This window comes from Pedobacter sp. Leaf194 (assembly GCF_001423945.1).
GTDB lineage: Bacteria > Bacteroidota > Bacteroidia > Sphingobacteriales > Sphingobacteriaceae > Pedobacter.
Genome location: NZ_LMPU01000010.1, coordinates 1 through 24,839, shown reverse-complemented (window position 1 = coordinate 24,839; position 24,839 = coordinate 1). Strand labels below are relative to the sequence as shown.

General features: G+C 39.1%; 28 protein-coding genes. 19 read left to right on the top strand and 9 right to left on the bottom strand.

Going from position 1 to position 24,839, the window contains the following annotated elements; translation table 11 throughout:
* The first annotated feature begins 19 nt into the window (after positions 1-19).
* Entirely contained in the window at positions 20-427 is a 408-nt protein-coding gene (locus ASG14_RS14645; RefSeq protein WP_056871829.1) for a hypothetical protein, read from the top strand.
* 131 nt (positions 428-558) lie between these two features.
* On the opposite strand, the gene ASG14_RS14640 is transcribed toward ASG14_RS14645, so the two are convergent.
* Positions 559-1,266: a head GIN domain-containing protein gene (locus ASG14_RS14640; protein WP_056871828.1), complete on the bottom strand. Its 708-nt coding sequence runs from the start codon at positions 1,264-1,266 to the stop codon at positions 559-561.
* 175 nt (positions 1,267-1,441) lie between these two features.
* On the opposite strand from ASG14_RS14640, the gene ASG14_RS14635 reads away from it, so the two are divergent.
* From ASG14_RS14635 to hemH, 7 genes are all read left to right on the top strand, one after another.
* Positions 1,442-1,951: a phosphoribosyltransferase family protein gene (locus ASG14_RS14635; protein ID WP_056871827.1), complete on the top strand. Its 510-nt coding sequence runs from the start codon at positions 1,442-1,444 to the stop codon at positions 1,949-1,951.
* Positions 1,952-2,023: 72 nt separating this feature from the next.
* Positions 2,024-2,647 (top strand): 1-acyl-sn-glycerol-3-phosphate acyltransferase, encoded by a 624-nt coding sequence (locus ASG14_RS14630; protein ID WP_056871826.1) that lies wholly within the window; start codon positions 2,024-2,026, stop codon positions 2,645-2,647.
* Positions 2,644-3,741 carry a glycosyltransferase family 2 protein gene (locus ASG14_RS14625; protein ID WP_056871825.1) on the top strand — a complete coding sequence of 366 codons (1,098 nt, stop codon included), beginning with the start codon at positions 2,644-2,646 and terminating at the stop codon, positions 3,739-3,741. The genes ASG14_RS14630 and ASG14_RS14625 overlap by 4 nt, the downstream gene beginning before the upstream one ends.
* A complete protein-coding gene (locus ASG14_RS14620) occupies positions 3,711-4,370 on the top strand; it encodes a carotenoid biosynthesis protein (RefSeq protein WP_056871824.1) in 660 nt (219 codons plus the stop codon). The genes ASG14_RS14625 and ASG14_RS14620 overlap by 31 nt, the downstream gene beginning before the upstream one ends.
* A 27-nt stretch (positions 4,371-4,397) precedes the next feature.
* On the top strand, positions 4,398-5,246 hold the full coding sequence (locus tag ASG14_RS14615) for a 4-hydroxy-3-methylbut-2-enyl diphosphate reductase (protein WP_056871823.1): 849 nt from the start codon (positions 4,398-4,400) through the stop codon (positions 5,244-5,246).
* A 171-nt stretch (positions 5,247-5,417) separates the two neighbouring features.
* Positions 5,418-5,969 carry a fatty acid desaturase gene (locus ASG14_RS14610; RefSeq protein WP_235528595.1) on the top strand — a complete coding sequence of 184 codons (552 nt, stop codon included), beginning with the start codon at positions 5,418-5,420 and terminating at the stop codon, positions 5,967-5,969.
* 88 nt (positions 5,970-6,057) lie between these two features.
* Complete coding sequence (gene hemH / locus ASG14_RS14605) at positions 6,058-7,068, top strand: ferrochelatase (RefSeq protein WP_056871821.1); 1,011 nt, start codon at positions 6,058-6,060, stop codon at positions 7,066-7,068.
* Positions 7,069-7,070: 2 nt separating this feature from the next.
* Here hemH and ASG14_RS14600 read toward each other — a convergent pair whose 3' ends face one another.
* Positions 7,071-8,279 carry a 3-deoxy-D-manno-octulosonic acid transferase gene (locus ASG14_RS14600; RefSeq protein ID WP_056871820.1) on the bottom strand — a complete coding sequence of 403 codons (1,209 nt, stop codon included), beginning with the start codon at positions 8,277-8,279 and terminating at the stop codon, positions 7,071-7,073.
* A 65-nt stretch (positions 8,280-8,344) separates the two neighbouring features.
* Between ASG14_RS14600 and ASG14_RS14595 the strand changes: the two genes are divergently transcribed.
* From ASG14_RS14595 to ASG14_RS14575, 5 genes are read left to right on the top strand one after another with little or no spacing between them, the layout of a single operon-like run.
* Positions 8,345-9,655: a UDP-glucose/GDP-mannose dehydrogenase family protein gene (locus tag ASG14_RS14595; RefSeq protein ID WP_056871819.1), complete on the top strand. Its 1,311-nt coding sequence runs from the start codon at positions 8,345-8,347 to the stop codon at positions 9,653-9,655.
* A gap of 1 nt (position 9,656) precedes the next feature.
* The gene (locus ASG14_RS14590; RefSeq protein ID WP_056871818.1) at positions 9,657-10,646 is read left to right on the top strand and encodes a UDP-glucuronic acid decarboxylase family protein; all 990 of its coding nucleotides are present in this window, start codon (positions 9,657-9,659) and stop codon (positions 10,644-10,646) included.
* Positions 10,647-10,648: 2 nt separating this feature from the next.
* Positions 10,649-11,671, top strand: coding sequence for a UDP-glucose 4-epimerase GalE (gene galE, locus ASG14_RS14585; RefSeq protein ID WP_056871817.1), 1,023 nt, complete (start codon positions 10,649-10,651; stop codon positions 11,669-11,671).
* Positions 11,672-12,226 (top strand): hypothetical protein, encoded by a 555-nt coding sequence (locus tag ASG14_RS14580; RefSeq protein ID WP_056871816.1) that lies wholly within the window; start codon positions 11,672-11,674, stop codon positions 12,224-12,226. It begins immediately after the preceding gene.
* Positions 12,227-12,242: 16 nt separating this feature from the next.
* Positions 12,243-12,980: a tyrosine-protein phosphatase gene (locus tag ASG14_RS14575; protein ID WP_056871815.1), complete on the top strand. Its 738-nt coding sequence runs from the start codon at positions 12,243-12,245 to the stop codon at positions 12,978-12,980.
* 11 nt (positions 12,981-12,991) lie between these two features.
* Here ASG14_RS14575 and ASG14_RS14570 read toward each other — a convergent pair whose 3' ends face one another.
* Both ASG14_RS14570 and ASG14_RS14565 read right to left on the bottom strand, forming a co-directional pair.
* Complete coding sequence (locus ASG14_RS14570; protein ID WP_056871814.1) at positions 12,992-14,224, bottom strand: ABC transporter permease; 1,233 nt, start codon at positions 14,222-14,224, stop codon at positions 12,992-12,994.
* A 111-nt stretch (positions 14,225-14,335) separates the two neighbouring features.
* The gene (locus tag ASG14_RS14565) at positions 14,336-14,689 is read right to left on the bottom strand and encodes an iron-sulfur cluster assembly accessory protein (RefSeq protein ID WP_056871813.1); all 354 of its coding nucleotides are present in this window, start codon (positions 14,687-14,689) and stop codon (positions 14,336-14,338) included.
* Positions 14,690-14,780: 91 nt separating this feature from the next.
* On the opposite strand from ASG14_RS14565, the gene ASG14_RS14560 reads away from it, so the two are divergent.
* From ASG14_RS14560 to dnaA, 3 genes are all read left to right on the top strand, one after another.
* On the top strand, positions 14,781-15,311 hold the full coding sequence (locus ASG14_RS14560; RefSeq protein WP_056871812.1) for a hypothetical protein: 531 nt from the start codon (positions 14,781-14,783) through the stop codon (positions 15,309-15,311).
* 82 nt (positions 15,312-15,393) lie between these two features.
* Positions 15,394-16,941: a methylmalonyl-CoA mutase gene (locus ASG14_RS14555; protein ID WP_056871811.1), complete on the top strand. Its 1,548-nt coding sequence runs from the start codon at positions 15,394-15,396 to the stop codon at positions 16,939-16,941.
* 427 nt (positions 16,942-17,368) lie between these two features.
* Positions 17,369-18,799, top strand: a complete 1,431-nt coding sequence (gene dnaA, locus ASG14_RS14550; RefSeq protein ID WP_056871810.1) for a chromosomal replication initiator protein DnaA — start codon at positions 17,369-17,371, stop codon at positions 18,797-18,799.
* A 94-nt stretch (positions 18,800-18,893) separates the two neighbouring features.
* Here dnaA and ASG14_RS14545 read toward each other — a convergent pair whose 3' ends face one another.
* From ASG14_RS14545 to ASG14_RS14525, 5 genes are all read right to left on the bottom strand, one after another.
* The gene (locus tag ASG14_RS14545; protein ID WP_082491624.1) at positions 18,894-19,442 is read right to left on the bottom strand and encodes an NUDIX hydrolase; all 549 of its coding nucleotides are present in this window, start codon (positions 19,440-19,442) and stop codon (positions 18,894-18,896) included.
* A gap of 32 nt (positions 19,443-19,474) precedes the next feature.
* Positions 19,475-19,861 (bottom strand): hypothetical protein, encoded by a 387-nt coding sequence (locus ASG14_RS14540; protein WP_056871809.1) that lies wholly within the window; start codon positions 19,859-19,861, stop codon positions 19,475-19,477.
* A gap of 133 nt (positions 19,862-19,994) precedes the next feature.
* Positions 19,995-20,771: a YgcG family protein gene (locus ASG14_RS14535; RefSeq protein WP_082491622.1), complete on the bottom strand. Its 777-nt coding sequence runs from the start codon at positions 20,769-20,771 to the stop codon at positions 19,995-19,997.
* 4 nt (positions 20,772-20,775) lie between these two features.
* The gene (locus tag ASG14_RS14530; RefSeq protein ID WP_056871807.1) at positions 20,776-21,219 is read right to left on the bottom strand and encodes a TPM domain-containing protein; all 444 of its coding nucleotides are present in this window, start codon (positions 21,217-21,219) and stop codon (positions 20,776-20,778) included.
* Between the two features lie 83 nt (positions 21,220-21,302).
* Positions 21,303-21,884 (bottom strand): LemA family protein, encoded by a 582-nt coding sequence (locus ASG14_RS14525; RefSeq protein WP_056088417.1) that lies wholly within the window; start codon positions 21,882-21,884, stop codon positions 21,303-21,305.
* A 108-nt stretch (positions 21,885-21,992) separates the two neighbouring features.
* Between ASG14_RS14525 and ASG14_RS14520 the strand changes: the two genes are divergently transcribed.
* Genes ASG14_RS14520 through ASG14_RS14510 form a run of 3 tightly spaced genes read left to right on the top strand, consistent with a single transcriptional unit; the run spans position 21,993 to position 24,399 of the window.
* The gene (locus ASG14_RS14520; RefSeq protein ID WP_056871806.1) at positions 21,993-23,534 is read left to right on the top strand and encodes an NAD(P)/FAD-dependent oxidoreductase; all 1,542 of its coding nucleotides are present in this window, start codon (positions 21,993-21,995) and stop codon (positions 23,532-23,534) included.
* A 34-nt stretch (positions 23,535-23,568) separates the two neighbouring features.
* Positions 23,569-24,036, top strand: a complete 468-nt coding sequence (locus tag ASG14_RS14515; RefSeq protein ID WP_056871805.1) for a DinB family protein — start codon at positions 23,569-23,571, stop codon at positions 24,034-24,036.
* A gap of 3 nt (positions 24,037-24,039) precedes the next feature.
* Complete coding sequence (locus tag ASG14_RS14510) at positions 24,040-24,399, top strand: CoA-binding protein (RefSeq protein WP_056871804.1); 360 nt, start codon at positions 24,040-24,042, stop codon at positions 24,397-24,399.
* Positions 24,400-24,839: the final 440 nt, after the last annotated feature.

The window sequence follows — 24,839 nt, the reverse complement described above, 5'->3', positions numbered from 1 at the left end:
CAAGATTCAACAGTTAAAAATGGATAGAGAAGAATTATTGGGCGCAACGCCGGAAGATAGCGGAGCACCACAAAAAAAACAGGAAAGTCCGTTGATAAGTCTGGAAAAGGACCTGGAGTTTTATGCAGATGCGATAAAAGAGGTTTCAATAGAAATTATGGTAGAGGGGATTTCTGCTTACCCTATTTTTGTTGCACACCAGCACGAAGTAAAACTGGGTGAAATTATCTTAAACAAAGAAGAACTAAATACCGACTGGACCATACAGGCCTCCACGCTGGAAGAATTTGTAGAAAAGGGAATTATAAATAAAGAGAAGAAAGAACAGTTTCTGAAAGTTTACAAGAAACCTGAGAATTTTATGTGTGTTTTTGTCGTCGTTCCTGAAGGGGCAAACTTTATTTACTATCCTTACAAAAAAGGCTAAAAGTTGAAGAAGCTTATTTCTAAGCAGGTTATGGATGTTAATTTGCTCCCTTTTGATGTTTTTTATATAAAAAATCGCTGCTTTGCATCCGCAAAGCGAGCGATAGTAAAATTAATTAAACCTAAAACTAACTAATTTACTTTTGTAACATCACCACTTTTAGATGATGACGTTTTCTTTAATGATGCGTTGCCTTTATAGTGTACATCGCTTCCGCCAGAAGCACCCGCTTCTAAGCCTTTTGTTACATGTATATTTGCGTCTGAGCCGCCTGATGCGCTAACTTTAGCATAATCAACCACGAAATCATAAGCATCAACATCGCTGCCGCCGCTGGTTTGTAAAATCATATTTTCTGCTTTGCCGGTCAAGGTAACATCGCTGCCACCGCTGGTTTGCAACTCGATATCGGTACAAATCAGGTTTAGTTTAACGTCCGAACCACCCGATGAACGCAGTGCAAATTTGCCTGTTTTCACTTGTCCCTGCGAGAAAACATCGCTGCCGCCTGAAGCAGTAAGTGCCGCCAGCGTTTTAAAATTTACATATGCTTTAATACTCTGATTTTTAAACATAGAACCCCAATGCACGCCTTCTTTCATTTTAATTACCAGGTTGCTGCCTTTCTGCTCTACAACCACATTTTCCAGTAAATCTGAAGTCGCTTTTAGCGTTAAACTTTCGTTGTTTCCCTGGGTTAAATACAAATCGATGCCACTGCTTACCGTGATGTTGCTAAAGTTTTTTACCGCTACATTTTTAGATTGTTGCGCATTTGCAACTAAACTGGAGGTAGCAAGAAGAAATATTGTAGCAGTTGTTTTTAGGAAATTTTTCATTGGAAGTTTATTTAGATTTTGTGTTTTGAAGGGATGATTGAATTTTGATTTTGTTATTCGGTTAAATATTAGACGCAGAACCGGCCAAAACGTTGCAGCTAATCCAAAATTAATTTTGAAATAGTTTGAATTTAAGGCTTAAAATCGTTCTTTTTGTATTCAAACCTTTTTAAAAATGGCCGCGACGCAACTGTTAATTCTCAATAAAAAACAAATACAGCAAAAAATTGATCGTATAGCTTATCAGATTTTGGAAGATAACCTTAATGAAAAGGAAATTGTACTTGCCGGAATTTGGGATAGAGGCTACAAACTCGCTATTCGTTTGGAAAAGGTGTTGAAGAAGATCTCGGATTTTAAGCTTACGTTGCTCCGTATCGATTTAGAAAAGCAAAGCAGTAAACTGGTTGCCACCACCGATTTAAATGAAACTCAGTGGAAAAATAAAGTTATTATACTGGTTGATGACGTTTTGAACAGCGGTAAAACGCTCGCTTATGGCTTGGGTGTTTTTTTGAATACGCCACATAAAAAAATCCGCACAGTTGTGCTGGTAGACAGGAGCCACAAAATTTTCCCGATTGCCACCGATTTCGTCGGACTTGAGCTGGCCACGATTTTAAAAGAACATGTTGATGTTGTTATGGATGTGGACGGCGAAGAGGACCGTGTTTATTTAAGTTAATCTTGATTTCTTTAAAATTTTGTGTTTACACACACATTTGCAATTATTCCTATTTTTTCGCAACTTTCCTGAATGTACTATCCACGAAAAAATAACATCATCCATAAATTTTTTTCCTGGTACATTCAATTTATCGTTGATAAAGATTTCGCTGCCTTCAATTACGAAAATGTTGCCCTCAAAAAGGATGTGTCAGTTTTGGTTTTGGCCAACCATTTCAGTTGGTGGGATGGTTTTTTGATATTTTACATCAATAAAAAAGTATTTAAAAAGCAGTTTCATGTTTTGGTTAATGCAGAAAATTATAAAAAGGTTGGCTTTTTAAAATATCTTGGCGCCTTTGCAGCCGAACATTCGGGTAAAGATGTTTTGGAAACCTTAAATTACGCCGGAACCTTGCTCGATAATCCGGAGAACCTGGTTTTGGTTTTCCCTCAAGGTAAACTGTATTCCAACCACCTCAAAAATATAAGCTTTGAAAAAGGGGTGATGCAAATGATAAATTCAAGTCAGAAGAAAATTAATGTTGTTTTTGCAGCCACTTTTATAGATTTTTTTTCGAAGCGTAAAGCATCTGCATATACCTATCTGCAGAACTGGGAAAATGAAGAATACATTAGTTTGCAGTTATTGAAAAGTGCCTACAACAAACATTACGATAATTCTGTTGTTAAACAAACACAAATTACCGAATGACAATTTTTATCTACGCAGCATTAATCTTTCTCATTATTAGGTTTTCTGTTACCGTTTTTAACTTCCTGTCAAACCCAAAGCTTCCACGAACCATTAAGCATTACCAGGAAAAAGTATCCATTTTAATTCCTGCCAGAAACGAAGCTGAAAATATCCTTCAATTATTACAATCAATAAAAGAGCAGGATTACATCAATTATGAGGTAATTGTGTTAGATGATGGCAGCAGCGACAATACTTTCGAACTGGTAACTCAGTTTTCAGAAAAAAATACGCAGTTTAAAATCTTTAAAGGATTGGAATTACAAGAAGGCTGGCTGGGTAAAAACTACGCATGCCATCAGCTTTCAGAAATGGCAACCGGCAAATTTCTGCTTTTTGTGGATGCTGATGAGGTTATAAAACGCGGTTTAATTAATAGTTTAATATTTCGGGTAGAACGCAATGGATTAAGCTTGCTGAGTATTTTTACCAATCAGATAATGATCAGCTACGGAGAAAAGTTAACCGTGCCATTGATGCATTTTATTTTGCTGAATTTGCTGCCGCTCCGCCTGGTGAGATTTTCTAAAAACCCAGCTTTTTCCGCTGCGAGCGGGCAGTGCATGTTCTTCGATGCAGAAAATTACCATAAAAATCATTGGCATAAGCGGGTTAAAAACCGCGTGGTAGAAGACGTAGAGATAATGAAGCTTGTAAAGCAGGCAGAATATAAAACCGAAGCATTGTTGGCTAACAGTTTAATTTACTGTCGTATGTACAAAAACCTGGCTGAGAGTATCGACGGCTTTAGTAAAAATTTACTAGCAGGTTTTGGTAATAACATCATAATATTATTACTTTACCAGCTTTTGGTGGTTAGCTGGCCCATTTTGTTATTCGTAAATTACGATGTACATCTGCTGGTTTTACCGCTAACTTTAATTGTTTTAAGCAGGATGATGATTTCTTTTTTATCAGGGCAGAATGTGTTGTTAAACCTTGTTTTGCATCCGGTACAAATGCTGTTGTTTCTGTTTATCTCAGTTAAATCAATTTCTAATCATTTACAAAAAAAGGGAACATGGAAGGGCAGATCGATAAAAACGATTTAAAAATTAAAAAGCTGGCAATAGCCATAATCATCATTTTTCATCTCGTTGGTTTGCTGGGGTTTCTAATTCCTGTTGCCCAGCCATATTTTATAAAGCTTGTTCCTTTTCACTTACTTTTAATGTTTGCCGTTATAGTGTGCACTTACAATGCAGATATTAAACGGCTGGCGCTTTTTGTTTGCGGCGTTTTCTTATGTGGTTTCCTGGTAGAGGTTTTAGGTGTTAAAACAGGCAAAATATTTGGTAGCTACTACTATGGTACAACCCTTGGGTTTAAAATTGCAACGGTTCCACTACTGATGGGGGTAAACTGGGTTATCTTAATTTTCAGTACCGGCCAGATGATTAAAAGTTTAAAAATCCGTAATGGCATCCTTGCCTCGTTAATTGGTGGTTTGTGCTTAATTACCTTCGATTTTTTCCTGGAACCGGTTGCCATGAAATTTGATTACTGGCATTGGGATTGGCACGAAATTCCGTTGCAAAACTACATCGCCTGGTTTGTAGTTTCGGTAATTTTACTCAAATTCTATTACGCGTTGGGCCTGAAACAACAAAAGTACATCGGCACAGCAATGTTTCTTTCGCAATTTATATTTTTTGTTGTCTTATACATGACAACTCGATAGCATAATTTTGCTTAATTTTGTAACGCAATGAATCAAAATTTACAAGTCACTATTGATAAATCATCCGGCTTTTGCTTTGGCGTAGTCTATGCAATTGAAATGGCAGAGGATATTTTAGATAACGAGGGTTATTTATATTGTCTTGGTGATATCGTTCATAATGATGAAGAAGTTGAACGCCTCACAAATCGTGGTCTTAAAATTATTGATCATGATGTGCTCAAAACACTCAAAAACGAGAAGGTTTTAATTCGTGCACACGGCGAAGCGCCCTCTACTTATCAGCTTGCCTTAGAAAACAATTTAACACTAATTGATGCCTCTTGCCCGGTCGTGCTAAAGCTGCAGAACCGGATTAAAAGCTCGCACGATGATGATGAACAAATCCTGATATTCGGGAAACATGGTCATGCGGAGGTTATTGGTTTGCAGGGCCAAACGGATGGGAAGGCGATTGTTTTTCAGGATTTAGCGGAGCTTGATAATGTAGAATTGCCTTCTAAATTTACCCTATACAGCCAAACCACAAAGAGCGTAGATAAATTTTATCATATTAAGGATGAACTTTTATCTCGGGGTTACGAGGTAAAAGCTAACGATACCATTTGCAGGCAGGTTTCTAACCGATACCAGGAGTTGGAAAGTTTTGTAAGCCAATACAATAAAATCATTTTCGTATCAGGTAAAAAGTCATCCAACGGAAAGGTGCTTTATGATGTTTGCAAAAAATACAACGACGATTCTTACTTCATTTCAAATGTAGAAGAACTGGATAAAAACTGGTTTAACGAAAATGATAAAGTGGGGATTTGCGGCGCAACCTCAACACCAATGTGGCTTATGGAGAAAGTTAAAGCCGCTTTAGAGCAGTTTTAGTCTTTTTAGGCAATCAATTTTCTGTTAAAACTGTTAATAAGAAAAAGCCACTTGAAAGTAAACCAAAATTATACTGGAGTTCTTATTGCCTGCATCGTAATTACTTGCTGGTTTATATCACTTTTTTTTCTACTAAGCTGGGATTTTAAGTGGAGTAATCCTTTGGTTTATATGATGATTTTTGTCCAGATGCATTTGTACACAGGTTTATTTATAACTGCTCATGATGCCATGCATGGAACTATCTCGCCTAATAAGCGGCTTAATAATTTTTTTGGCTTTCTGTCTGTCTTTTTGTACGCAGGTTTTTTCTACAATAAACTTTATAGCAAGCACCACAAACACCACTCGCATGTGCATACCGAACACGATCCTGATTTTGCACCTCATGGCTTTTGGAAATGGTACTATAGCTTTATGATGAATTATGTAACCGTAATTCAGCTTGTTATTATGGCGGTTGCTTACAATGTTCTCAACATTTGGCTCAGCGAAAAAAACTTACTGGTCTTTTGGGTGCTGCCATCGTTGCTCAGCACTTTTCAGTTGTTTTATTTCGGCACCTATCTGCCACATAAAGGCGAACATGATAACGAATATTATGCTTCAACCCTCCGCAAAAACCATTTTATCGCTTTTATAACCTGTTATTTTTTTGGATACCATTTGGAGCATCACCAGAAACCGTCTATGCCATGGTGGCAATTGTATAAAACCAAATAAATTGCTTTTTACTAAATCCTGATACATTATACTAAATACTTGGCGGTAAAAAAGCGATATTTGCGCCACAAACATATTCTTTATTTAAATGAGCAAAAAGGGAATTTTACTGGTAAATTTAGGAACACCCGATAGTCCTGCGGTACCTGACGTTAAAAAATATTTAGATCAGTTTTTAATGGATGAACGGGTAATCGACATTCCTGCATTTAACAGAACTTTGTTGGTTAAGGGGATTATAGTTCCTTTCCGAAGCCCTAAAACTGCGAAATTGTATAAAGAAATCTGGGGTGAAAATGGTTCTCCTCTGCTATATTATAGCAAATTACAGGCAAAAATGCTTCAGGAAAAGCTGGGAGACGATTACCACGTAGAACTTGCAATGCGTTATCAAAGTCCGTCAATTGCGTCGGCCCTTGCAAATTTGAAAGCTGGTTTGGTAGAAAGCATTCAGGTAATTCCAATGTTTCCACAATACGCATCTGCGAGTACAGGTTCGGTAATGCAGCTGGTTATGGAGTTGGTAAGTAAATGGCCTACGGTGCCACCAATCTCGTTTATCAATTCTTTTCATGATAATGAGCTGATGATAAAGGTGTTCGCCGAAAATGCCAGGAAATATAAGCCCGAAACTTACGATCATATTTTATTCAGTTTCCACGGTTTGCCTGAACGACAACTGCTAAAGTGCGACCATACTGCCAGCTACTGCTTAAAGCATTCGGATTGCTGCCAGACACTTAATGATACTAATAAGTTTTGCTATTCTGCACAGGGACACGATACTGCAAGATTAATTGCCAAAGAACTTAACCTTTCAAAAGAAAACTATACAGTTTGCTTTCAGTCACGTTTGGGTAAAGAGCCTTGGGTTCAACCTTATACTACAGATGTTTTAAAGAAACTTGCATCAGAAGGTAAGAAAAGACTTTTAGTTTTTAGTCCTGCTTTTGTTGCCGATTGCCTTGAAACACTTTATGAAATTACGGTTGAATATCATGAAGAATTCAGGGCGCTGGGTGGCGAACATGTTCAACTCGTGGAGAGTTTGAACGATAGCCCCGTTTTTATTGAAGCTTTAGCTGGAATGGTAAAGTAGATTTAGTTTAAATTCTTCAAAATTACTTCCGTTGCGCCTTTTTTATCCTGAACATATTTCTTTGCTGAAAACGAGGATTGTTCATTAGATTTAAAATATTCGAAAGCGTCCGTCAATTCGGACGCATTTGATATGCTTTTGGCTGCGCCAATGGCAAGTAAATCTTTCGCTTCCTGGAATTTGTTAAAGTTCGGGCCAAAAATTACAGGTAAACCAAAGGCTGCGGCCTCCAGCGTGTTATGGATTCCGGCACCGAAGCCACCACCAATGTAGGCTATCTTTCCATATTGATACAAAGCGGAAAGCATCCCGATATTATCGATAATTAAAACCCGGGAATTAATGTGGGGGTTGGCTTTGTATGTAGAATATCTCGTCGTTTTTCCAAAGGCGTTTTCTATGCTCATTAGATGCCCTTCATGAATTTCGTGAGGGGCAATGATAAATTTCCAGTCTGGATATTTTGCAGGCAGTGCGGCCAGCAGTTTTTCGTCATCAGGCCAGGTGCTGCCACAAATTAACACGGGCGAATCGCCACAAAACGAAGCTATTTCTGGTATTGCTTCTGCATTTGCGGCATTTTCAAAAACCCTGTCGAATCTCGTATCACCACTTATGCTTACGTTTTCAAGGCCAATTGATTTAAGTAAAAAGCTGCTCTCCTGATTTTGTACAAAGAAATGGGTAACATATTTAAGTATGTTTCTGTAAAAGCCTCCGAAGCTTTTAAAAAAAACCTGGTCTTTTCTAAAAATCCCGGAGATGATGTAAAGTGGAATGCCTTTATTATCAAGCTGTTTGAAATAGTAATACCAAAACTCATACTTTGTAAAAATGGCCATTTCAGGATTTACCAGTTCGATGAAACGCTTTGCGTTGGTTTCGCTATCAAGCGGTAAGTAAAAAATTCCATCGGCTAATGCGTAATTTTTTCTGATTTCGTATCCCGAAGGAGAGAAAAATGTAATGACGATTTTCTTTTTAGGGTGTAATGTTCTAAACTTTTCCAGAACGGGTCTTCCTTGCTCAAATTCGCCAAGCGATGCAAAATGAAACCACACATTTTCATTTCCTGGCTGAATTTTTTGGGCTATCTGATTGAAAATCTGCTTCCTTCCGGAAATAAAAAGTGCCGCTTTCTGATTAAAAAAGGAGAAAATCCAGATAATCGCACCATAAATTTTAATTCCTAATATATAAAGTAAAAGCATTGATTGGATTTTATTATCTTCGTGCCAAGATAAAACGAAAATATTTAAAATCCCCTATTAAATATATGAAAATAGCCGTAGTTGGTACCGGATACGTAGGTTTAGTAACCGGAACGTGTTTAGCAGAAACAGGAAATAATGTAATCTGCGTAGACATTAATGAAGCCAAAGTTAAGAAAATGCAAGAAGGACAGGTTCCCATTTATGAGCCGGGTCTGGATTTGCTGTTTCACAGAAATATTGAGCAAGGCAGGTTGCATTTTACGACCAACCTTGCAGAGGCAATTGAAGAAGCACAGATTATCTTCATGGCTCTACCAACGCCTCCGGGAGGAGACGGTGCAGCTGATTTATCCTATATTTTAGGTGCAGCTAAAGACATTTCTAAAATTATCAAAGAATACAAAATCATCGTTAACAAATCTACCGTTCCGGTTGGAACAGCGGATAAAGTGAGGGCAGTATTCGCAGAAAATACAGCTATAGAAGTTGATGTGGTTTCAAATCCTGAATTTTTACGCGAGGGGGTTGCTGTTGAAGATTTTATGAAACCTGATCGGGTAGTTTTAGGAACAAAAAGCGAAAGAGCGAAAAAGTTAATGACAGACCTTTACGGACCATATGTTCGCCAGGGAAATCCGATTTTGTTTATGGATGAACGTTCTTCAGAATTAACAAAATATGCGGCCAACTCTTTCCTGGCAACAAAAATTACCTTTATGAACGAGGTTGCAAACCTTTGCGAACTGGTAGGGGCTGATGTTGATGCGGTAAGAAGAGGTATAGGCTCGGATGATCGTATTGGTAAACGTTTTCTATTTCCTGGAATCGGCTATGGCGGTTCTTGTTTTCCGAAAGACGTTCAGGCTTTGGTAATGGCAGCCGACGAAAATACCTACGATTTTCAAATCTTAAAATCCGTAATGGAAGTTAATGAGCGCCAGAAAACAATCCTGGTTGATAAAGTTTTGAAATATTACAAGAACGGCATCGCGGGCAAGCATTTTGCACTTTGGGGTTTGGCTTTCAAGCCTGAAACAGACGATATCCGCGAAGCACCTGCTTTATATATTATTGATGCTTTGGTTAAAAACGGTGCCACCGTAACTGTTTTCGATCCGGAAGGAATGTCGAACGTTAAAGGTGTAATTGGTGATAAGGTAAAATATGCCGATAACCAGTATGATGCCTTAGAAAATGCTGATGCGCTTTTAATTGCAACAGAATGGTCGGTTTTCAGAAATCCTGATTTCGATAAAATAGAGTCAACCCTTAAAAACAAGGTTATTTTTGACGGACGGAATTTATACGACCTCGATAAAATGGTAGATTTAGGATATTATTACAACAGCATTGGCCGTAAACTGGTAGATTAATATGAGCAATAAAAGAATTTTAATTACCGGCGCAGCGGGCTTTTTGGGCTCTCACCTTTGCGACCGTTTTATAAAAGAAGGTTACCACGTAATTGGTATGGATAACCTGATAACAGGCGATTTGGCCAATATCGAACATTTGTTTCACCTCGAAAATTTCGAGTTTTATAACCACGATGTTTCAAAGTTTGTCCATATCCCAGGCCAGTTAGATTATATTTTGCACTTCGCATCTCCTGCAAGTCCGATTGATTATTTAAAAATACCCATCCAGACTTTAAAAGTTGGTTCTTTAGGAACACACAATTTATTGGGTTTGGCAAGGGCAAAGGGCGCCAGGATGTTAATTGCTTCAACTTCTGAAGTTTATGGCGACCCAAGCGTGAACCCACAACCTGAAGAATATTGGGGAAATGTAAATCCGGTTGGTCCGAGAGGTGTGTATGATGAAGCGAAACGTTTCCAGGAAGCAATTACAATGGCCTATCATACCTTTCACGGTGTAGAAACGAGGATTGTTCGTATTTTTAATACTTATGGCCCAAGAATGCGCCTAAACGATGGTCGTGTTTTACCTGCATTTATTGGTCAGGCATTAAGAGGAGAAGATTTAACCGTTTTCGGTGATGGTAGCCAAACCCGTTCATTTTGTTATGTAGATGACTTAATTGAAGGTATTTATCGTTTATTGATGAGCGATTATGCTCAGCCGGTAAATATTGGTAATCCGGATGAAATTACCATCAAACAATTCTGCGAAGAAATTATAAAGTTAACCGGTACATCGCAAAAGATAATTTACAAGGAACTTCCTCAGGATGACCCGAAACAACGCAGACCAGACATTACCAAAGCACAGGCTTTGTTAAAATGGGAGCCGAAAGTTGGACGTGCCGAAGGATTAAAAATTACTTACGATTACTTTAAATCATTGCCTGAAGAGGCCCTGGCAAAAATAGAACACAAAGATTTTCATAAATACAATCGTTAAAAATGTCTAAAATTTTAGTTACCGGAGGTACCGGATATATTGGTTCACACACCGTTGTTGAGTTACACAATGCAGGTTACGAAGTTGTAATTGTTGATGATTTATCCAACTCAAGTATCAAAATTTTAGATCAGATTGAAGCCATTATCGGCATCAAACCAGAATTTCATCAGTTTGATTTGTGCGATACGGCCAAGGTAAACGATTTTGCTGCAAAATATAATGATATCACCGGTATCATTCATTTTGCAGCTTTTAAAGCCGTTGGCGAATCCGTTCAGAAGCCTTTAAAATATTATAAAAACAACTTCTTTAGTTTAATCAATCTTTTAACTGCGTTTGATAGAAAGATAAATTTCGTATTCTCATCTTCTTGTACCGTTTATGGTCAGCCCGATAATTTGCCCGTTACGGAGCAAGAAAAAGTGAAGCAGGCAGAATCTCCTTATGGAAATACGAAACAAATTGCTGAAGAAATTTTAACGGAAACAGCTGCAGTTACACCAGATTTAAATGTAGTGGCCTTACGCTATTTCAACCCGGTTGGCGCTCATAAAACAGCCTTGATTGGTGAGCTTCCAAACGGTGTGCCGGCTAATTTAGTTCCTTTTATTACGCAATCTGCAATTGGTAAACGTGGGCCGATTACTGTTTATGGCGACAATTACAATACACCGGATGGCAGTGCAATTCGTGACTATATACATGTTGTAGATTTAGCGAAAGCACATGTTGCTGCCATTAAGCGTATGGAACATGCTGAATCTGCCTCTAATTACGAAGTCTTTAATATTGGAACAGGAAAAGGTTCTTCTGTTTTAGAAATCATTAAAGCCTTTGAAACTTCAACAGGTGAGAAATTAAATTACCAGATTGGCCCAAGAAGAGACGGTGATATTGAGCAAATTTATGGCGATGTAACAAAATCCAGAGAATTACTTGGCTGGCAAACGGAATTAGACGTTAATGAAATGATGCGTTCTGCCTGGGAATGGGAAAAATACATTAAAGCAAATCCGTTTTAGATGAAGCTTGCGGAGCATAAAGACTTAAAAAACGCCATTACAGATTTACCTGTTAAAGAGAAAGATAAGTTATTGCTGCGCTTAGTTGCAAAGGATAAAGTTTTAACAGAACACCTTCATTATCGCTTATTGGAAGATGAAACTGATTTAGAATATCGTAAGGAACAGCTTAAATCAGATTTTACCACAGAAATTGCGGAGCTTAAAAAACTAAACGTTAAAGAGGCACTCGCAAAAGTAAGGAAAATGATTACCTCGGTAAATCATTTCTACAAAGTAACCAAAGATGCTTTCGGAGAAGTTGAATTAAAAATTTTCATTTTGTCTTCAATCCCTCTGTATTACAAACGATCGCTTTTTGGCTATAAAGATTTTGGCTTTCTTTTTTCAACTTTTTACCTCAAAACCGTTCAGGTTACGCTAAATAAACTCGCTAAACTTCACGAAGATTTGCAATTTGACTTGTCGGAGCAAACAAACAAATTGCTTGCTAAAATTTATTCATCTAAATTAGCAGGAGCAGCAGAGGCATCAAATTTGCCACGTGCCATTTAAAACTGTATAGTTTACCATGTTCGGATTATTCAAAAAGAAAAAGCCAACTCCAGAATTTAACTTTTCAAATATTGGAACTGATATGCATTCGCACATCATTCCAGGTATAGACGACGGGGCACAGACCCTTAGTGATGCCTTAATGCTAGCCAGGAAATTCAAGCAGCTTGGCTACCGAAAGCTTATTGCAACACCGCATATCATGGCCGATTATTTTCGCAATACGCCTGATACCATTAACCGGGCGCTCGATGTTTTGAGAAAGGGATTGCTAGAAATTCAATTGGATTTAGAAATTGAAGCTGCTGCAGAATATTACCTCGATGAAACCCTAGAACGAAAAATCAGAAAAAAAGAGGTTTTAACTTTTGGCAGCAACTATCTTCTTTTTGAGCTATCTTACATAAATCCTCCTCAAAATCTTTTTGATTTTATTAAATTGATACAGGATTGTGGCTACAAACCGGTGCTCGCACATCCAGAAAGGTATCCTTACTACTACAGTTCTTTAGAAAGTTACCATCAGATAAGGGAAACAGGTTGCTTACTTCAATTAAATTCTATTGCCCTAACAGGTTATTATGGAAAAGGGGCTGCTAAAGTGGCCGACGAGATGGTTGAACACCATTTGGTTGATTTTATTGGCAGCGATATGCACCACCTTAAACATGCTGCAGCATTGGCCGAAAGTTTAAATACCCCTGCTATGCAAAGGTTGTTAACTACCCACCAGTTAAATAATGTTTTGCTTTAAGCTAATAAAGGTTACTCGTATCTAAGCGCCTCAACAGGGTCTAATTTCGAAGCTTTTTTAGCAGGGTAGTAGCCAGAAAGAATACCGACGCCTACGCAAATAACAAATCCTCCAAAAATAAATAACCATGGGATAATGAACGAGCCGCCCATGGCGAGCGATATCAGGTTTCCAATTACAATTCCCAGAAATATCCCCAAACTACCGCCCATTAAGCAGATTACAACCGCTTCGATTAAGAACTGCCGGCGAATAACTTTAGGATTTGCACCAATTGCTTTTCTGATTCCAATCTCGCGTGTTCTTTCGGTAACTGAAACCAACATGATGTTCATCAAGCCGATAGATGCTCCGATTAGTGTAATAATCCCAATTGCCACGCCACCAATGGCAACGAAAGCAAGGTTTTCGAAAAGCGTTTGCGCAACAGCATCACTTTTGGTAATCTCGAAGTTGTTAGGTTCGCTGATTTTAACTTTTCTAATGTTTCTGAATAACGCCGTTGATTCACCGATAATATTTTCCTGCATGTCATTCGTTGGCACCATTACCGTTATCGTATAAGATGGATTGGCATTAGCATTGATTTGTTTTGCTTTTAGCAAGGGCACGTAAACAGCTCTGTCGCCACTAAAACCCATACTCGAACCTTTCGATACCAGAATACCTACAATTTTGAATCGATTATTTCCCACGTTGATGAGTTTATCGATCGGGTCCTGATTTTTGAAAAGTTTATCCACAACTTCACTACCAACAATACAAACATTGCTGCCCATTTCAACTTCCGACTTACTAAAATTCCGACCTTCAGATAAGCTCAGGCCTTGTGAGGCAAGTCCGTTTTCGTCGATGCCCTGAACGTTTATATTAGGATTCGTTTTTAAACTTCCATTTTTTATGGTAGAACCACCACTGGCAAAAACGCTCACTGCAACCGTTGCGGGTGTATTTAAACTGTCTTTGAATTTAACAGCATCTTCATATCTGATAGCCTTGAAGGGTTTTGGGCGCTTGCCCTGGCCACCTATTCTAATGCCCGTGCCGCGGTTACGAATTGTAAATGAATTAGCACCCATACTGCTAAAAGCCTCGGTCATACTTGTTTTTACAGCATCGAGTGTTGTTAAAATACCGACTAAAGCACTCAAACCAATGGCAATAATTAATGCCGTTAGCATTGTGCGCAAGCGATTGCTTTTAATAGATTGTAATGCCAGCCTGATATTTTCTCTGTAATTCATTTAGTTATATAGCGTAATTGCGATGGTTTTTTCTTAGAAGATCCCTAAAAATAAAAAAAGTCCCGATGTTTAGACAAAGGGACTGTACAATATGTTACAATATTATTTTCTTTAGGCCGAAAAACTGGTGCCGCAACCGCAGGTGCTCGTCGCATTTGGGTTAACAAAAGTAAAACCTCGGGAGTTCAAACCGTCTTGCCAGTCTATCATCATGCCCATTAAATACATTTGATGGGCCTTGTTCATGAAAACCTTAATTCCATCAATGAAAAACTCCTGGTCACCATCTTTTCTCTGGTCGAAACCCAAAATATAATTCATCCCGGCGCAACCACCACCTTCTACACCAACACGCAAACCATAGTCATCACCAATTTCTTGTTGATCTTTTAATTTATATAACTCTTTTGCTGCGCCTTCTGAAAAAGTTACCGGTGCAAATGCTGTATCAACTGTTGTGCTCATGTTATTTAAATTTTATCTGTTACAAATATAAATAATAATGCACATTTTTGCTTTTCTCTGGTTTTAAAATTACCGTAGATAAACAATATATATGAATGTACAGCAAATAATCACAGATGTCGTGGTATTAGGCGCAGGCGTTTTTTTAGCGCTAATCGCAATTTATTACGTTTTGAAAAATGATATCCAACGTTTCTTTAACCTAAAAACAATCGAGCTGAATAAAGAAAGCAGGGCACATATCTTGCCCTTGAGGCTGCAGGCACATGAACGACTAATAATTTTTGTTGATAGAATTAACCCTGCGAATCTTTTGGTGCGTCTGCATCAGCAAGGCATCGCGATTGCCACGCTGCAGGCCGGGATATTAAACGAAGTGCGTTCAGAATATCAGCACAACATTACACAGCAACTTTACGTAAATAGTGAAACCTGGAATGTTGTACGCAAATTAAAAGACGATTCGATTGCAATGATTAACAACGCCGTACAAAATATACCGGCAGAGGCTAACGGAATTGAACTGAGTAAAGCGATTCTGCAGCATATGGCCAGTATTGATGAGAATCCTTACGACTTAACGATTGAGTTGATTAAAAAGGATATTCAAAAATTGTTCTGATGCAGCTGCGTGGTTAATTGCATAAATTTCTTAGTCTTTTATCATCAATAAACTGGCTTTAATGCCAACTAACCAAATAAATATGAGCGATAAAAAACATATAACAACATCGGGCATAGAGATTAAAGAGCTTTATACCTCGGCGCAGCCGATGGAAGAAAAGCCGGGGGAATTTCCCTTTACCAGGGGCATTCAAAAAGATATGTACCGCGGCCGGTTATGGACCATGAGGCAGTATGCCGGTTTTTCTACCGCAGAAGAATCAAACAAACGCTATCATTATTTATTAGGGCAAGGCACAACGGGCTTATCTGTTGCCTTTGATTTACCAACACAAATAGGCTACGATTCGGATCATGAAATGGCTGACGGGGAGGTTGGCAAGGTCGGTGTCGCAATTGATTCTTTAAAAGACATAGAAATTCTTTTTGATGGAATTGAATTGAAAAACATCACAACTTCGATGACGATTAATGCAACCGCATCAATTTTGCTGGCGATGTATATTGCACTGGCAAAAAAGCAGGGTGCAGATTTGAAACAAATTTCGGGCACAATACAGAACGACATCTTAAAGGAATACGCCGCCAGGGGAACCTACATTTATCCTCCAAAACAATCTATGCGGCTAATTACCGACATTTTTGAATTTTGCAGCAAAGAAATTCCGAAGTGGAACACCATTTCTATTTCCGGATACCACATCCGCGAGGCGGGTTCTACGGCAGTACAGGAATTAGCCTTTACTTTGGCAAACGGTAAAACCTATCTCAAAGCAGCAATAAATAAAGGTTTAGACATAAATGTGTTTGCGAAGCGCCTTTCTTTTTTCTTTAACTGCCACAACAATTTTTTCGAAGAGATTGCAAAGTTCAGGGCAGCACGGCGAATGTGGGCCAAAATTACCCGCGAGTTAGGCGCAACGGATGAGAAGGCTCAGATGCTGAGGTTCCACACACAAACTGGCGGCTCAACATTAACCGCACAGCAGCCTTTAAACAACGTAATTAGGGTAACCAACCAGGCGATGGCGGCTGTATTGGGTGGTACTCAATCTTTGCACACGAATGGTTTTGATGAGGCCCTATCGCTACCAACAGAAGCGGCAGCGAAGATAGCATTGCGAACACAACAGATTATCGGCTTCGAAAGCGGGGTTACAGATACTGTTGACCCCTTAGCAGGCTCTTTTTTCGTGGAGAGCCTAACCAACGAAGTTGAAGCAGCTGCATGGCTTTATATCGATAAAATCGATGCGATGGGCGGTTCTGTAAACGCAATTGAAAGCGATTACATGCAACAGGAAATTGCTTCCGCGGCCTATCAGTATCAAACTGAAATAGAAGATGGTAGCCGGGTCTCGGTGGGCGTTAATAAATTTACTCAAAAGGAAGAAGGTTTAACCGAGGTTTTTAATATTGATGACTCGATAAGAAAACTGCAAACGGAGAAGCTGGATCTTTTAAAAAAGGAGCGAGATAGTATTGCGGTAAAACACGCATTGGAATCTATCATGGAGGCCGCTAAATCAGAAACCAATCTGATGCCTTTGATTATCGATGCCGTAGAAAAGTACGCAACACTTGGCGAAATAGCTGATGTACTGAGGGGCACTTTTGGGGAGTATTAAGAGCTGTTGCTGGGGTGTTCCGACATCGGGGGAACGAGCGGAAAACAATCGATTAGCGCACAATTTTAAGTTATGATTTTGTAATGGCTTTAATAACAAGTGATTTAACTAAAAAATGGTTCACAATCGTTTAAAAAACTGCCTCTGATACATTAGTGGCCTAGAATTTGCTTTTTAGTTGCAGATTCGAAATAAAGGCTGAAATGCTCGGTAAAACGATTTTTGTGTGGAAAACCAATGTTAATAAATAGTTATCCACACTAAAAATTCAGGTTAAGTGAGGTACCCTACTGCTTATGAATACGTTACAAAATAATTGAAATTTTTGTTTCAAATGTTGATAATTTTATCAATATTCGTAGTCCCGAAACGGACCATCCCGTAAATTCGAATCGGCACTGAAAACCAATAAATTATAGAAATCGCAATGGAAAAAACTTGTACAGAAGTGTGGAAGAACTGTCTTCAAATTATTAAGGATAACATCCCGAACCAAAGTTTCAAAACCTGGTTCGAGCCTATCACAGCCCTTAAATTGGAAGGTAAGGTTTTAACCATTCAGGTACCAAGTTTATTCTTCTACGAATGGCTTGAAGAACATTATGTAGGCTTACTCCGTAAAACGGTGAAAAAACAACTTGGAGAGGATGGCCGGTTGGAATATAACATCGTTGTAGATAAATCATCTAACAGCGGTAGTCCGTACACAACAAACATGCCTTCAAACGGGAATGGGGCAGAAGCAAAAGTGCAGTCGATGCCTATCCCGGTTTCGATAAATAAAGACATTAAAAATCCGTTCATTATTCCCGGATTAAAAAAATTGAATGTCGATCCTCAATTAAATTCAAATTATACTTTTGATAATTATATTGAGGGAGATTGCAATCGCTTGGCTCGCTCTGCAGGCTATGCAGTTGCGGCAAAACCAGGTGGTACATCATTTAACCCATTGATGATTTACGGTGGCGTTGGTTTAGGCAAAACGCACCTTGCGCAGGCAATTGGAAATGAAATCAAACGCAGCATGCCAGATAAACTGGTTATTTATGTAAGCTGTGAGAAATTCTGTCAGCAGTTTGTAGATTCATTAAAGAATAACACAATCAACGATTTCGTGAATTTCTACCAGGCAATGGATGTGATCATTATGGATGATGTACATAACTTCGCCGGGAAAGAAAAAACTCAGGATATTTTCTTCCATATTTTTAATCATCTTCATCAATCTGGTAAACAGGTAATCTTAACTTCAGACAAAGCACCGAAAGATTTAGCTGGCCTGGAAGAGCGGTTATTGAGCCGTTTCAAATGGGGCTTATCTGCCGACTTGCAGGTTCCTGACTTGGAAACCCGCATCGCGATTTTAAGGAAGAAGATGTATGCCGATGGTATCGAATTACCTGGGGAAGTTGTAGAATATGTTGCCCACAACATCGATAATAACGTTCGGGAATTGGAAGGTGCTATGGTTTCTTTATTGGCTCAGGCAACTTTGAACAAAAAAGAAATCGATTTGAACCTGGCTAAGCAAATGCTCAAAAATTTCATAAAGAATACTTCGAAAGAAATTTCTATGGAATACATTCAGAAACTTGTTTGTGAATATTTTGAAGTTCCGGTTGATATGGTTAAATCTCAGACCCGGAAGCGTGAGATTGTTCAGGCCCGTCAGATCTCGATGTATTTATCTAAAAGTCATACAAAATCATCGTTGAAAACAATTGGTGCCTTCTTTGGCGGCCGCGACCATAGTACTGTTATATACGCTTGCCAAACCGTTGAGGATTTAATTGATACCGACAAAAAGTTTAAAGCTTACGTACACGATATTCAGAAAAAATTAAAAATGAGCTAAGACATTAGGTAAAACTAATTGTCGGGCAAAGGCCATAAAAAAGAAAGCCTCAGATAATTTTATCTGAGGCTTTCTTTGCAAAAGGGGTTTTACTTTATAAGTTTTCCAGTTCTGCCAATCCATAGCATAAAGCTGCCACGTGCAGTGCCTGTGCAATTTTGTTCTCTTTTATAAGCTGCTTAACCTCATCAACAGTATATTCTTCAACATTAAGAATTTCGTGCTCATCCAGATTCTGTTCGTGTGTTTTTTCGCCACCAGTTAAAAGGTAAGTAAATGTTATATTGTTCGCGGTTGCAGGGTTTGGATATAGCTCGGCAACAAGTTTGCATGTTTTAAAACTATAACCGGTTTCTTCCAATAGTTCACGTTTAATTGCGTATTCTGGTGCTTCATCGCCATCCATTACGCCACCCGGAACTTCAAGTGAAACAATATCGGCTGCATGCCGGTATTGGCGAACCATCAAAATTTTTCCTTCCGCTGTTAAGGCGATGGCATTAACCCAGTTTGGATATTCCAAAACATAGTAGTCGTTTTTAACCACACCGTCAGGAAGCTTAACTTCGTCGACACGTAATGTTGCCCATTTCTCGCTTACCAAATATTTTGAGGCGAGTTTTTGCCACTTCTCTATAATCATTTCAAATAGGTTAATACTTAAATAAGCGTTCGTTATAAATACTGTTTAATTAGATTCTGACGGTGCATGTTTACCAAATGGACAACCTTATGTTTATCGGCAAGCGTTTGGTAGATCAGGTTCAGTTTTGGCGCAATTAATTTGTTTCGCTCATCGCTTACGCCTAACTCGTAATATAGAAATTCACTCAAAGAATCGAGCTTTTCAGCAGGAAAATCAATACCGTTCAGCCAAGCTTCAAACATGGTTTGGTCGGCGCTTTCCAGGATGTCAATCGGCAGATTAAAACCTGCCTCCATGGTTTCCTCGAAAACTTGTTGGGCCTCGTCCAAATTCCCCTCCAGTTTTAACCCCATTATTTTGGCCAAAACCTGGGCAAGCTTTTGAATCTCGGCCGTTATTAAATCTCTTCTATACATTTTTATTCTATAAAGTTGACCAGCTTTTAAGCCGGGCGATAAAAAGTAAACTCAGCATCAACGAACTTCAAAACAAGGTGATAATTAAGGAACCTGTAAAAAAGGCTGAATAATCAATCCTTATTTTCGTGGTTTACCAACTGCCGCTAGAGCCACCACCGCCAAAACTTCCGCCTCCGAACCCACCAAATCCGCCACCACCGGAAGATCCACCGCCGCCCCAGCCTCCGCCTCCGCTGCCTCCACGTCCGCTTCCGCCAAACAACATGGCCCAAAACAGCGCATTCGAAGCACCGCGACTGCCGATAACTTCGCCATTGCCTCCACCGCCACCTTTTCTCATAATTATGATTACTATAATTATGATGATAATGATCACAACCACACTCGCAGAGCCTCCCTTCTTGGCCGAAGCCCTGGGATTATCATTTTTATATTCGCCTTTGGTATACTTTATAATTGATGTCGTACCCGCATCCAAACCGGCATAATAGTCGCCGGCTTTAAAGTTTGGCTTGATATCATTGTCTATAATTCTTTTCGCATATATATCTGGCAAAGCACCTTCAACGCCATAGCCTGTTTGAATTGATATTTTCCTGTCGCCAACGGCAACAACAATCATAATTCCATTATTTTTTCCGCTTTGGCCAACGCCCCACTTTCTGCCCAGCTCAACCGCATATTCGTTAATATCGTAATCGCCGACAGATTTTACTATGGCAATTGCTATCTGTGTTGATGAAGAATCATCAAAGGCGACTAATTTCTGTTCCAATGCCTGCTTTTGGCTCGCAGACAAAACATTCGAATAATCGTTAACCAATGTTGTCGGCTTTGCCGGGAAATCCTGGGCAAAGGCAAAAGCAAAAATTAAACTGAAGAACGATAAAAGAAGTAATTTTTTCATCGTCTTAGTTGGTTTCTTTATCATCCATGTAAATAATATCATTTGGTAACTCATTTATATCTCCCGTTTGATAAGGGAAATATAGCGCTAGCTTTTCGCCAGCCAGGGCAACTCCGGCAATAATTCCATCTGCAAGGTTCCCCTTAGCAAAATGCGCTGTCATGGCAATTTGTGTGGTTTCCCAAAAATTATCTGGTACAACTCTGTTTATTCCTGAATCGCCAATGATTGCAAACTTATGATCTGCGTGGGCAAGATAAATTAATACGCCGTTCCGTTGTGCAGTTTTATCCATGTCAAGTTTCGCGAAATATTCAGTTGCTCTTTCAAACGCATTACCGTCACAATGTTTATCAATGGCAATTCTAATTTCGCCAGAGGTTGCCTGCTCTGCATCGGCGATAGCTTTGGCAATTTTATCTTGTTCAATATCTGAGAATAATGACATCTTTCTATTTTAAATTAATGAAAAAGGGTAATAAATGTTTCTGAACAAACACCCATTACCCTCAAATGTTATTATTTGGCGAACTAAAATTCTACTTTAGGTGCATTTTTGGCAGCAGCATCGGCTTCAAAATAGCCTTTAGGCTTAAAGCCGAACATTCCTGCAGTTAAGTTTGTTGGAAACGAACGGATTTTACCATTATACTCCTGCACAGCATCATTGAAGTCTTTACGGGCAACCGTAATTCTGTTTTCGGTACTTTCCAACTGGGCAGATAAATCACTAAACTGTTGTGTCGCTCTCAATTCAGGATATGCTTCAGTAATAGATAGTAATTTTCCCAACGCCTGGCTCAGCTGACCTTGCGCAGCCTGATATTTTTGAATGTTCTCTGGCGTTAACTCATCAGCCTTTACCGTCATTTGTGTTGCTTTGGCACGTGCTTCAACAACGGCAGTTAATGTTCCTTGTTCAAATTTTGCTGCACCTTTTACCGTACTAACTAAATTCGGAATTAGATCTGCCCGTCTCTGGTACTGGGTTTGAACAGTTCCCCATTTCGATTTTACATTTTCATCAAGTTTAACCATGCTATTGTAACCGCATGAGCTTAAAGTGCTAACTGCAATTACAGCAGCTAAAATTCCAAATACTAATCTTTTCATTTTTATGGTTTTTGTCTAATTTGTCAAATTGAATTATGGTCAATTTACTAATAAGATTACAAAATCTGTACCTTTGTTACAATTCAGGATAAAAACCTGACAAGTTGTATGCAAAAAGATATCGAAATTACGCTGCTTCCTCATCAGGTTGAGCAGGCTGAAGTCATCAATCAAAAATTAGCTGATGCATTAAACATTCCTTTAAAGCGAATTAAAGGTTATGAAATTGCAAAACGCTCTATTGATGCCCGCTCCAGAAAAGTTATTTTCCGATTGCAGATTAAAGTCTTTATCGACGAAGAACCAATACCTCAGGTTCATACTGTAAACTATCAAAATGTCAGTAATGCGCAACCTGTCCTAATAATTGGAGCAGGGCCGGCAGGTTTGTTCGCTGCTTTGCAATGTATCGAAAACGGTCTGAAGCCTATTATTATCGAACGCGGAAAAGACGTAAAACAACGTCGACGCGATTTAGCGGCCATAAATAAACAAGGCCTGGTTAATACAGAATCTAACTACTGCTATGGAGAGGGCGGGGCAGGCACCTATTCAGACGGAAAATTGTACACCCGCTCCAATAAACGCGGCGATATTAACAAAGTTCTGCAGGTTTTCGTAAATCACGGAGCAGAGCCTGATATTGCTGTTGATGCCCGCCCGCACATTGGCACTAATAAGCTGCCACACATCATTACTTCAATTAAAGATACAATCTTAAATGCCGGCGGTGAGGTGATGTTCGATTCCCAGATGACAGATATTTTAATTGAGTTTGGTCAAGTAAAAGGCATAGAAATTAACTTCGAAGATAAACTACACGCCAATAATATCATTCTTGCTACCGGCCATTCTGCAAGAGACGTTTACGAATTACTACACAAAAAAAATCTTTTAATTGAAGCCAAACCTTTTGCTTTGGGTGTAAGGATAGAACATCCTCAGGAAATAATAGATTCCGCTCAGTACCATTGCGATATTCGCTCAGCGTTTTTACCTCCAGCCTACTACAGCCTGGTAGAACAGGTTGGTAGTCGTGGCGTGTTTTCTTTTTGTATGTGCCCCGGCGGCATTATCGCTCCCTGTGCAACCGGCGAAAATGAAATCGTAGTAAATGGTTGGTCGCCATCAAAAAGAAATAATCCGTTCGCCAACTCGGGCACCGTTGTTCAGGTTACGTTAGATGATGTTCAGGGTTATGACCCCTTAAGAATGTTGAACTTTCAATCCGCGATTGAAAAGCTGGCCTTCGAAGCCGGCGGCGGAAATTTAGTGGCCCCTGCTCAAAGGATGGTAGATTTTGTAAACAATAAACTTTCAATCGATTTGCCGAAAAACTCATACCTGCCCGGCACAAAAAGTGTTATGTTAGATAACGTTTTACCAGATTTTGTCTCCAGCAGCTTAAAAGCCGCATTGCCGTTGTTTGGAAAAAAAATTAAGGGCTATTATACAAATGAGGCAATTTTGGTTGGCGTCGAGAGCAGAACCTCATCTCCGGTGCGCATCCCCAGGGATAAGGAAACCTATCAGCACCCACAACTTAAAGGCTTGTATCCATGTGCAGAGGGTGCTGGCTACGCAGGTGGAATTGTATCAGCCGCAATCGATGGAATCAATTGTGCCAATGCAATCCTTTTAGCAAAATAGAAAAACATAATTTTACTGCGGTTGTTGTTCATTTATGTTTAATCTACCCAGCGAAATTAAAAAAGCTTTTAACGGCGATGCATGGCATGGTAACCACGTAATGCAAACATTAAACAATGTAATGCCAGAAAATGCCTTTCAGCATTTCATACCAAATGCGCATTCTATAGCCGAAATTGCATTACACCTAACCAGTTGGACGGAAGAAGTATCTTCAAGATTAAATGGAAATCTCGCCGTGGAGCCTGCAATGGGCGATTGGCCTCCGGTTCATGACCAAACTGCTCAAGGTTGGGAGAAAATTATTTTTAATTTTAAAGTCGCAAACGAAGAACTAATCAGGGTTTGCGAAAACATAGATGCCAACCAATGGGACGAGAAAACCAATGATGAACGCAATTTGCCATTAGGTAGCGGCGTTACCAAGGCAGAATTGTTAAATGGTTTAATTCAGCATCATGCCTATCACTCCGGACAAATAGCACTTCTTTCAAAATTTTAGTTTATGAAAAAGACACTCATTATCGGTGCATCGCCCGATTCCTCAAGATACGCGTACAAAGCGGCTCACATGTTAACCCGTTTTAATCACCAAATCGTTAATGTAGGTATTAAACGTGGCGAGGTTGCTGGCGTAGCAATAGAGCAACCAGAAAAAATTCACAACGATATAGATACGATAACACTATATATCGGGCCGGCTTTACAAGCACAGTATCACGATTATATTTTAGCAACTAAACCTAAACGCGTTATCTTCAACCCTGGTACAGAAAATTACGACTTAGAAAAACTGTTAGATGCAAATGGAATTGAACCCATCGAAGCCTGCACGCTGGTGCTGTTGAGTACCGGGCAATATTAATTTTTACTAAAGCAGGGTCTGTGCTGCTATTATTGTCAATCCCGCCCTCCATTTCAATTCTCGCTTCGTTCCTCAGCTTGCGGGTTTTTCATTCGGGTCGGGTTTAATTAACCTCTTTTACGTTAACTATTAAAGGGCATCAGCCAACCCTTCAAATCTAAATCATGCTATAAAGTCTCCTGCACGTTTCGGCTTTTGAGATAATTTGCATTTTTTCTTAGTGTAAATCACACACTTACATATTTATCAATAAAAAAACAGCTCATCGTTTCGTCTGCATCAATTTTTTTTCTACTTTTGCATCCCGCTTCGGAGGAAGGGAAAAGGTTGAAATGATGAGGTAGGAGGGCTTGAAATTATTTTAAAATATTTCTTGCGGGTGAGGAAAAAGTGATTACCTTTGGTAGAGATGGTTATTCCGTTTTTGGTGTGAACTTTAA